The organism is Pseudorhodoplanes sp. (assembly GCF_035565795.1).
Taxonomy (GTDB): domain Bacteria; phylum Pseudomonadota; class Alphaproteobacteria; order Rhizobiales; family Xanthobacteraceae; genus Pseudorhodoplanes.
In genome coordinates this window covers 1-9,282 of sequence record NZ_DATMRV010000138.1, presented here as the reverse complement: position 1 = coordinate 9,282, position 9,282 = coordinate 1, and the positions used below count along the sequence as shown (strand labels likewise).

The following is a 9,282-nucleotide window of genomic DNA, read 5'->3' as shown; positions in this document are numbered from 1 at the left end:
GTTGCAGGACGTGTTGCTTCAGCATCGCATCGAAGTCGTCTGCCTCGCCGGTTTCATGCGAATCCTCACCGCGTGGTTTGTGGGACAATGGCCGAACCGGATGCTCAACATCCATCCGGCGCTCCTCCCCGCCTTCAAGGGACTCGATACGCACCGGCGGGCCATCGAAGCCGGCGTGCGCGACCATGGCGCGACCGTGCACTTCGTCGTGCCTGAAATGGATTCCGGACCGATCATCGCGCAGGGCCGCGTACCGGTTCTGCCGGGTGACACCGAGGATGAGCTGGCGAAACGTGTGCTTGCGGTCGAGCACCGCATCTATCCGCTCGCGCTGAATCTCGTCGCGGCGGATCGCGTGCATGTGAAGGGCGAGCGCTGCGTCATCTCCGGCGCGATCAGCACCGCGGAAGCAGCGTATCTGCCGGCGCAATAAAAAAACCCCGGATAATCCGGGGTTAGAAAAGTCGGCGCGGACAAGCCGCACGTTTTGAAAATGGACTAAGCCACCTTGAGATTTTCCGCGGACTCTTTGCCGCGATTGCTCACGAGTTCGAACTCGATCGACTGTCCTTCGTTCAGGGTCGAGAGCCCTGCCCGCTCAACAGCGGAGATGTGTACGAACACGTCCTTGTTGCCTGTGGTCGGCTTGATGAACCCATAGCCTTTGGTCGGGTTGAACCATTTGACGGTACCCTTCGGCATCGTCTGTCTCCTGGTCTGCAGTCAGAGATGACGCCCGCTACGTTGCCGCATCGACGCCACAACCCGGCTTTTGGGGGATCCGAACGATCACGTCGCGACGAAGCGGAGCGGGAGGCGAAGGAAACCAAAGTCAGATTGCACGTCGAGGCAATCGCAAGATTGCGGCTTATCCAAGACAGCACAGTCTTTGTGCATCGTCACATCATCGCGACTGCGAGGGTAAAGATCCCGATGAAAACACACGTGCAGTCGGATTCAATTTTGCTGCAAATCCGCATGCACAATCGCGCATGCGACGCATTCGCGTATCACGCCAGACGACGAATCCAGACCTTGTTGTCATGGAACGCGGCGCCCCCATAGGGTGCGATCGCATCGGCCCCCGTTAGTGAATTGATGCCGCAGCCATCTTCGTATGCAGTATTCGGCCAGATCGATTCCGCGATCACAACGCCGCGCCGCACACCATCGAACAGTTTTGCGTGGAGTTTCACCGTGCCGCGCTTGTTCCCGACCGCGATGCGATCGCCATCGGCAATATTGTACGCCGCCGCATCATCGGGATGCAGCATCAGCGTCGGACGCCCTTCCCGCTTCACCGAAGCGGGCGTCTCGTTGAATGTGGAGTTGAGGAACTGCCGTGCCGGGGACGTCGCAAGACGAAACGGGTGTTCAGCATCGGCGATCTCGGTTACCTCCCAGTAATCCGGCAGCACCGGCATCTGTGCGACCGGACCTGCGGTCCATGGCGACTTGAACGGCACCGTCGGCCAATCCGGCTTGAAACGGAATTTGCCGTCCGGCCATTTGAAACCGTCGAGATAATGCGCCTTTTCGAACGGCGGCTGGCAGTCGATCCAGCGCTCGCGCTCGAGCCGTTCGAGATCGCCCCAGCCGGAACTTTTCAGCGTCCAGTCGATGATCTCGCGTGGCGTGAGATCGAACCCTTCGTGCGTCACACCAAGCCGCTTCGCGAGGCCGCAGATCACATCGTGATTGCTGCGACATTCCCCCGGCGCATCGATCAGCTTCGGTCCGAGCAGGATGTATTGGCTGCCGCCAGCCTGATAGACGTCGTCGTGTTCCATGAACATGGTCGCAGGCAGCACGATGTCCGCGACCGAAGCGGTTTCGGTCATGAACTGCTCGTGCACGCAGACGAACAGATCGTCGCGCGCGAAACCGCGCTTCACTACATTCTGGTCGGGTGCAACGGAGACCGGATTGGTATTCTGGACGAGCAGCGCCGTCACTGGCGGACCGCCGAACAGCGCGTCGCGATCACCGTCAAGGATGGCGCCGATCTTCGACTGATCAAGCATGCGCACCGACGGATCGGTGAGCTCCGGCGCTTCGATCATGCTCTTGTTCCAGTGATAGATCGCGCCGTTATTGTGAAACGCGCCACCGCCTTCGTATTGCCAGGCGCCGGTCACCACCGGGATACAGCTCGCCGCATGCATGTTAACCGCGCCGTTGCGCGAACGCGAGAAACCGTAGCCAAGCCGGAAGAACGAGCGCTTGTTTTCTTTCACAAGCCGCGCAAACTCCTCGATCGTCTCGACCGGACAGCCGGTGATCGCAGATGCCCATTCCGGCGTTCGCGTCTTCACATGTGCTTCGAGCTCACGCGGCGCATCGCTGTAGCGATCGAGATAATCCCAATCGGCGGCGCCGTCGCGGAACAGGCAATGCATGATCGCGCAGGCGAGCGCACCATCGGTGCCGGGCTTCACCAGTACCGGCAGATCGGCCTGCTGCATGGTGCCGTTCATGTAGATATCGATCGCGACGATCTTCGCGCCGCGCTCTTTGCGCGCACGCGCCGCATGCGTCATCACGTTGACCTGGGTCGAGACCGGGTTGGTTCCCCAGATCACGACAAGGTCGGACTTCGCCATTTCGCGCGGATCGGCGCCGGCGAGCTTGCCGGTGCCGGCCATGAATCCCGTCCAGGCCGGGTTGACGCAGATGGTCGTCTGAAAGCCGGAATACTTCTTCGCGTGGCGCAAACGATTGATGCCGTCGCGCATCACGAGGCCCATCGTGCCGGCGTAGAAGTACGGCCACACGGTTTCCGGGCCGTAGCGCACTTCAGCCTTCAGGAATTGTTCGGCGACAATATCGAGCGCGTCATCCCAGCCGATGGGCTCGAACGCGCCCTCGCCCTTCGCTCCCTTGCGGTGGAGCGGCCGGGTCAAACGGTCCGGGTGATGAATGCGGTCGGCATAGCGGGCGACCTTCGCGCAGACCACGCCCGCGGTGTAGGCGTTCTCGTCCGCGCCGCGCACCCGCCCGATGCGGACGCCATCATGAACCTCGACCTCGAGCGCGCAGGTCGACGGGCAATCGTGCGGACAGGCCGACGCGCGGGTGACAAGCGAAGGGGCGGAATGATGGATGTTCATCCCGCCCCTCTTAGCATTATTTGTGCCTGAACGAGATGTCGCTCAGTGCTTGTGCGGGAATTCTTCCGGCCCGGGCGGATCGATCACCAGCGGAGCATCCAGCATCTTCTTGTTGTGCGCCTGCCGCAGCCAGTAGCCCAGCCCGATTACGAACAACGCCCCGGCAGCCGCCGCCCAGTAATGCAGCGTATGCATCTGATCGGGCGTGAGGATGCGTTCGAGCGCCGGATCCTTCGCCATGATGTCACCGGCGACCCAGCCGAGCAGTGCCGCGCCGGCCCAGACCAGGATCGGGAACCGGTCAAGCAGCGACATCAGCAGAGCTGAACCGGCCACGATGAGCGGGATCGAGGTCACGAGTCCGAAGATGATCAGCGCCATCTTGATCGACTCGGCATGGGCCGGGTCGACACGGATGCCGGCGGTTTCGGCGGCCGCCGCAATGGCGATCACGTTGTCGAGCGACATGACGATGTCGGCAATGGCGACGATGCGGACCGCGCGCCAGAGGTTGTCGGCCGCCGCAACCTTGCCCTCGCCGTGATCCTCTTCGGGAACCACCAGCTTCACGGCAACCCAGAGCAGCAGCACACCGCCGACGAGTTTCAGGAACGGATAGCCCATGGCCTGGGCCACCACGAGGGTGAAGACGATGCGCAGCAGCACGGCAACGCCGGCGCCGAGGATCATGCCCCAGAACCGCTCTTTCGGCGGCAGCATCCGGCAGGCCAGCGCGATCACGACCGCGTTGTCACCCGACAGAATGATATTGATCCCGATAATTTGCCCCGCAGCCACCCAGAAGGCCGGCGAGAGCATGTCCGCCCAAAGCGATCCCACCCGGATACCCCTTTCTTTCTTCGGAAAAGAAAGGGGTATCTACGACCGTAAATCTACCGTGGCAACGGGGCGTCGTGTCTCAGGTGATAGAAAAGTCCTATCAGCCTACGATTTCATTGCCGGAAAAGAACTGAGCGATCTCCTTCGCCGCCGTATCGGCCGCGTCGGAACCGTGGACCGAGTTCTCGCCGACCGACTTCGCATAGAGCTTGCGGATGGTGCCGTCGGCCGCCTTGGCGGGGTCGGTCGCGCCCATGATCTCGCGGTATTTCGCAATCGCATTCTCGCCTTCCAGCACCTGGACCACCACCGGAGCCGAGGTCATGAAGGCAACGAGTTCGCCAAAGAACGGACGCTCGCGGTGAACGCCGTAAAACGTTTCGGCCTCGGCCTTGGACATGCGGATGCGCTTCTGCGCGACGATGCGCAGACCAGCCTTCTCGATGACGGCGTTGATGGCACCGGTCAGGTTTCGCTCGGTGGCATCCGGCTTGAGAATCGAAAAGGTGCGCTCGATCGCCATAGGGTGACGTCCTTTGAAGATGCTTGGGAATGAAGCCCGGAATGGGTGCGAGCGGGCTTATAGCCATGCACCTTTGCCACGGCAAGACAGCCCCGCGTCGTCCTGCCGCACCCGACTTTCCTGCAACGTCCTGAACCCGCGCGCCTTTTCGGCTTCCCGGATGCTTCGAACCTAATCCGCATGGGGCGCGACAGACGGTGAGGATGTGAGCACCACATCCATCACAGGAGAGACCCTCATGTTCCGCAAGACGATCCTTGGCCTGGCTGCCGGTGCTGCGCTCGTGACTGCCGCGCTCGCCCCGACCGCTGCTTCGGCCCACTACTACGGCTATGGCTACAAGAGCTACGGCTATTACGGTGGCTACAACAGCTACTACAAGCCGTACTACGGCTATCGCTACTACAAGCCGTACTATCGTTCGTACAACTATTACTACTAAGCACGCTGCGCCTTGATGGCGTCGTGCTGAGCCCGGCCTCTCACACGAGGCCGGGCTTTGCATTTTGGCAGGGACGAACTGCCCCGATCCGCAACGACGACGCTTAACGCAGCCGAACAATCCTGGCCTGCGACAGGCTGCGACAAATATTGCGCAGTTTTAATCCGCCATCGCTGAACGCCTTTTGCTCTCCCGGCGACTGATCTGCACCGGATGCGATCGGGCATCCAGAACAGGAGATTTTGAAATGTTTCGCACCACCGCAATCGCGCTCGCCGCTATCGCCTCCGTCGGCATCGCGTCGCTCGCATCCACCGCTCCGGCGGCCGCACATGGCTGGCACGGCCATCATCATCACCATCACCACGCTCACTGGCACAAGCCGATCGTGCACGTGCATGTCGATTGCTGGCAGAAGGTGTGGGTCAAGACCTATCACGGCGGCTTCTGGAAAACCGTCAACGTCTGCCGCTGAAGACATTGCGCAGACGATCGTGCCGGGAGGCAGAGAGCCCCGGATCCCTCATGAGGGACCGGGGCTTCTTCTTCGGTGATCCAAACGATGACTTGATGATACGCGCGAGGTCGGCAGCAGCTAGATCAGCGCGATCAGGCGCACCGGCCCGCCGGTGGCGTCCTTTACCTTCGCAGCACCGACCACAAGCGTCGCGCCTGACGGCGGCACCAGATCCAGTGCAGCGACATTCTCCAGGCCCCAGCGTCCCGATGGCAGCCACGTGTAATGCGTCTTGAAATCCTTCGAGGCGCCATGGTCGAGCGACAAAGTATCGACCGCCAGTCCAATCACCTTGCGCTCGGTCATCAGCCATTGCGCCGCATCAGGCGACACGCCGGGGAAATGGAAAGAGCCGGCGGCGTCCTTACCTGTGAATTTCGCGCTGTCGGCCACATAGCGCGCCCAGCCCGAATGCATGGCCACACACGCATTGTCCGGGATGCGCCCGTGTTTCGTCTCGTATGCGGCGAGATCGCCGCGCGTCATCTGGTAGTCGGTGTTCTTCGCGGCCTGCTCCGTGACATCGACCACGGCGAGCGGCACGACAAATGACGCGGCGTCGATCCGGTCGGCGGTCGCGCCATTCTCGGAAAAATGGATCGGCGCATCGAGATGCGTGCCGGCGTGCTCCACGATGCGCCACCAATACAGGTTGAAGCCGTCCCTCTTGAGATCGAACTGCTTCTGCATCTCGATCCCCGGCACGCCGAAGAATGTCGGAAAGTCCGGCGACATCGTATGCGTGAGATCGATCACGCGCCGAAAGCTGCGTTCCTGCGCAAGGGCCGGCGGCGGCGCGACCGCGGTCGCGGCGAATGTCGCCGCAGCGCTTGCCCCCGCTCCTCTGAAAAATCCGCGACGGGTCAGCGCGGCGCGCACCGCTTCTTCACATCCGGGCAGGCACATCGGCAACTCCCTCCGATCGACAGGATACGCGTCACCGTGCGCCCCGCGCAGGGCCGGCGCGTGCAGCCCGCATCATGAACCCCGACGCGTATGCGCGCCAGATGGCAGCCCGATCTTGATTGGGAGGCTGGCCGAGACCGCGCGAGGAGCAAAAGGCTCTACTCGGCGTTATCTCGGGACCATGGGAGCCGCAACGACGCGTCCGGCTCATGCGCGATCATTTGATCGATCGCAGACAGCATTCGGCCCGGGAGGATGTCCACCCGGGCCGATGTAAACTCGTTACTTCTTCTTCTTCTTCGCAGCTTTCTTCTTCTTGGCCTTCTTCGCCATAGCGTCCTCTTTCAGGTTTGAGATGAAACGCCACTCGAGCAGCCGGAGGGCTAGCCCCGCATCAATGTCCAGTGATTCGCGAAAAGAGTCACTGTCATCGACGTGTCTTCAATCATCCCCAGTATTCTTTTCCTCACGGAAATGGCGCTCCGGACCTGAATTTCGCCGCGAAACGCAGGCGCTGAACCGCGTGCACGAGCACGGTTGATCTCGCGGAAGCGATTCGTCACAAACGCGCCCGCATGCTGACCATCGAAAACCTCACCGTCCGGGTCGCAGGACGCCTTCTGATCGACGACGCATCGGTGCGTGTCCCCGCGGGCAGCCGCACCGGCCTCGTCGGGCGCAACGGAACCGGCAAGACCACGCTCTTCAACGTCATCACCGGCGATCTCGCATCGGAATCCGGCAGCCTCAGGGTGCGCCAGCGCGCGCGGGTCGGACGCCTTCTGCAGGAAGCGCCGAGTGGACCGGACAGCCTGATCGACATCGTTCTTGCCGCCGATCGGGAGCGCGCCTCGCTGCTCGCCGAGGCCGAGCACGCAACCGACGCCGACCGCATCGCCGAGATCCATACGCGGCTTGCCGACATCGATGCGCATTCCGCGCCCGCGCGCGCAGCCGCGATCCTCTCCGGCCTTGGCTTTTCGACCGCGGACCAGGCCCGCGCGGTCTCTGAATTCTCCGGCGGATGGCGCATGCGCGTCGCGCTCGCGGCCACACTGTTCGCGGAGCCCGATCTCCTGCTTCTGGACGAACCGACCAACTACCTCGACCTTGAAGGTACGCTCTGGCTGGAAGACCACCTCGCCCGCTACCCGCACACGGTGCTGGTCATCAGCCACGACCGCGATCTCCTCGACAACGCGGTGGACTCCATTCTCCACCTGGAGAACGGCAAGCTCACCTTCTATCGCGGCGGCTATTCATCGTTCGAGCGCCAGCGCCGCGAGCGCCAGATGCTGGATGCGAAGTTCGCCAAGAAACAGGAAGCCCAGCGCAAGCACCTTCAGGCCTTCGTCGATCGCTTCCGCGCGAAGGCATCCAAGGCGCGTCAGGCCCAGTCACGACTGAAGATGCTCGCCAAGCTCGAGCCGGCCTCGGCGATGGTCAGCGATGACGTGCGCCCGATCGTATTGCCTGCGCCGGACAAGACATTATCGCCGCCGATCCTCGCCCTCGATGGCGTGTCGGTCGGCTACGAGCCGGGCAAGCCGGTGCTGCGCAATCTGTCGCTGCGCATCGATGACGACGACCGCATCGCCCTGCTCGGCGCCAACGGCAACGGCAAGTCGACGCTGGTCAAACTGCTCGCCGAGCGCCTTGCGCCGATGGGCGGCTCCATCACCCGCGCCGACAAGCTCCGCACCGCCTATTTCGCGCAGCACCAGCTCGATGAATTGCGTCCCAAGGACAGCGTCTACGATCATGTCCGTCGCCTGATGCCGGACGAGCCCGAGGCCAAGGTCCGCGCCAAGGCCGGCGCGATCGGATTTTCTGCGCAGCGTGCCGATGCCGCGGTCGAGACGTTGTCGGGCGGCGAGAAGGCGCGGCTGATGCTCGGGCTCGCCACTTTCGGCGGTCCGCATCTCGTCATCCTCGACGAACCGACCAACCATCTCGATATCGACAGCCGTGCGGCGCTGATCGAGGCGATCAATGATTATCCCGGCGCGGTGATCCTGGTCTCGCACGATCGCTACCTGCTTGAGGCCAGCGTCGACCGGCTCTGGATCGTACAGAACGGCGGGGTCTCGGCGTATGACGGCGATCTCGACGATTACCGCCGGCTCATCCTGTCGGGCGAAGGCAGCGATACGCGCAAGGGCGCAGCCGCAAAGGATGCAGCGCCGAAAGCCGGCACGGAAAGCCGCAAGAACTCCGCTCAGAAGCGTTCGGAACTTGCGGCCTTGCGCAAGCGCGTCTCCGCGGCCGAGGTGCTGACGCAGAAGCTTCACGCCCGGATCGAACAGCTCGACGCAACGCTCGCGACCCTGTTCGCGAGCGATCCGGTCAAGGCCGGTCAGCTTGCCAGGGAGCGCGCGGACGCCGCCGACAGACTGGCCGAAGCCGAGGAGGAATGGCTGAACGCGAGCGCCGAGCTGGAAGCCGCCTCGCTCTGATCGAAAGCCTCACCGCAGGCAATCCATGGCCGATCGAAACCGGCCATGGAGGATGCGCAGCGCCACCGCTTTATTGCTGGATCTTGGCGTCCTTGATGACCTTGGCCCACATGTCGAGTTCGGACTTGATCCGCTTTGCTGCTTCGTCCGGCGTCGTGCCGAGCGGCGAGAAGCCGAACACGTCGAGCTTCTGAACCACATCCGGCGTATTCACGGCCTTGACGATTTCCTTGTTCAGAAAATCGATGATGGGCTTCGGCGTGCCGGCGGGCGCAAGCGCAAGAAGGATCGTCTCCGCCTCCTGACCCGGCAGCCCCGCCTCCGTCATGGTCGGCACATCCGGCAATGCAGACACGCGCTTGGGACCGACGATCGCCAGCGCACGAAGATCGCCCGATTTGACCAGCGGAATCGCCGGCGGCAACGCAGCGAACACGATCGGCGTATGGCCCGCGACGGCCGATTGCAGCGCCGGACCACCGCCTGCG

The 9,282-nt window shown here is 62.7% G+C and carries 10 protein-coding genes; 4 read left to right on the top strand and 6 right to left on the bottom strand.

Annotated elements, in window-relative coordinates:
• Positions 1-433: phosphoribosylglycinamide formyltransferase (purN, locus tag VNZ93_RS13125; protein ID WP_325705497.1), on the top strand; the 433-nt coding region annotated here is incomplete at its 5' end.
• Positions 434-498: 65 nt separating this feature from the next.
• Here purN and VNZ93_RS13120 read toward each other — a convergent pair.
• The 4 genes from VNZ93_RS13120 to ndk form a co-directional block, all read right to left on the bottom strand.
• Positions 499-702, bottom strand: a complete 204-nt coding sequence (locus tag VNZ93_RS13120; protein WP_325705494.1) for a cold-shock protein — start codon at positions 700-702, stop codon at positions 499-501.
• 308 nt (positions 703-1,010) lie between these two features.
• A complete protein-coding gene (locus VNZ93_RS13115; RefSeq protein ID WP_325705491.1) occupies positions 1,011-3,110 on the bottom strand; it encodes a molybdopterin oxidoreductase family protein in 2,100 nt (699 codons plus the stop codon).
• A gap of 42 nt (positions 3,111-3,152) precedes the next feature.
• Entirely contained in the window at positions 3,153-3,929 is a 777-nt protein-coding gene (locus VNZ93_RS13110) for a TerC family protein (protein ID WP_325705500.1), read from the bottom strand.
• Positions 3,930-4,050: 121 nt separating this feature from the next.
• On the bottom strand, positions 4,051-4,473 hold the full coding sequence (ndk, locus tag VNZ93_RS13105; RefSeq protein ID WP_325705488.1) for a nucleoside-diphosphate kinase: 423 nt from the start codon (positions 4,471-4,473) through the stop codon (positions 4,051-4,053).
• A 238-nt stretch (positions 4,474-4,711) separates the two neighbouring features.
• On the opposite strand from ndk, the gene VNZ93_RS13100 reads away from it, so the two are divergent.
• Both VNZ93_RS13100 and VNZ93_RS13095 read left to right on the top strand, forming a co-directional pair.
• Complete coding sequence (locus tag VNZ93_RS13100; RefSeq protein ID WP_325705485.1) at positions 4,712-4,915, top strand: sulfur globule protein precursor; 204 nt, start codon at positions 4,712-4,714, stop codon at positions 4,913-4,915.
• 247 nt (positions 4,916-5,162) lie between these two features.
• Entirely contained in the window at positions 5,163-5,390 is a 228-nt protein-coding gene (locus VNZ93_RS13095) for a hypothetical protein (RefSeq protein ID WP_325705482.1), read from the top strand.
• 120 nt (positions 5,391-5,510) lie between these two features.
• Here VNZ93_RS13095 and VNZ93_RS13090 read toward each other — a convergent pair whose 3' ends face one another.
• The gene (locus VNZ93_RS13090) at positions 5,511-6,338 is read right to left on the bottom strand and encodes a cyclase family protein (protein ID WP_325705479.1); all 828 of its coding nucleotides are present in this window, start codon (positions 6,336-6,338) and stop codon (positions 5,511-5,513) included.
• A gap of 575 nt (positions 6,339-6,913) precedes the next feature.
• Between VNZ93_RS13090 and VNZ93_RS13085 the strand changes: the two genes are divergently transcribed.
• Positions 6,914-8,794 carry an ABC-F family ATP-binding cassette domain-containing protein gene (locus VNZ93_RS13085; RefSeq protein WP_325705476.1) on the top strand — a complete coding sequence of 627 codons (1,881 nt, stop codon included), beginning with the start codon at positions 6,914-6,916 and terminating at the stop codon, positions 8,792-8,794.
• 70 nt (positions 8,795-8,864) lie between these two features.
• On the opposite strand, the gene VNZ93_RS13080 is transcribed toward VNZ93_RS13085, so the two are convergent.
• Positions 8,865-9,282: Bug family tripartite tricarboxylate transporter substrate binding protein (locus VNZ93_RS13080; RefSeq protein ID WP_325705473.1), on the bottom strand; the 418-nt coding region annotated here is incomplete at its 5' end.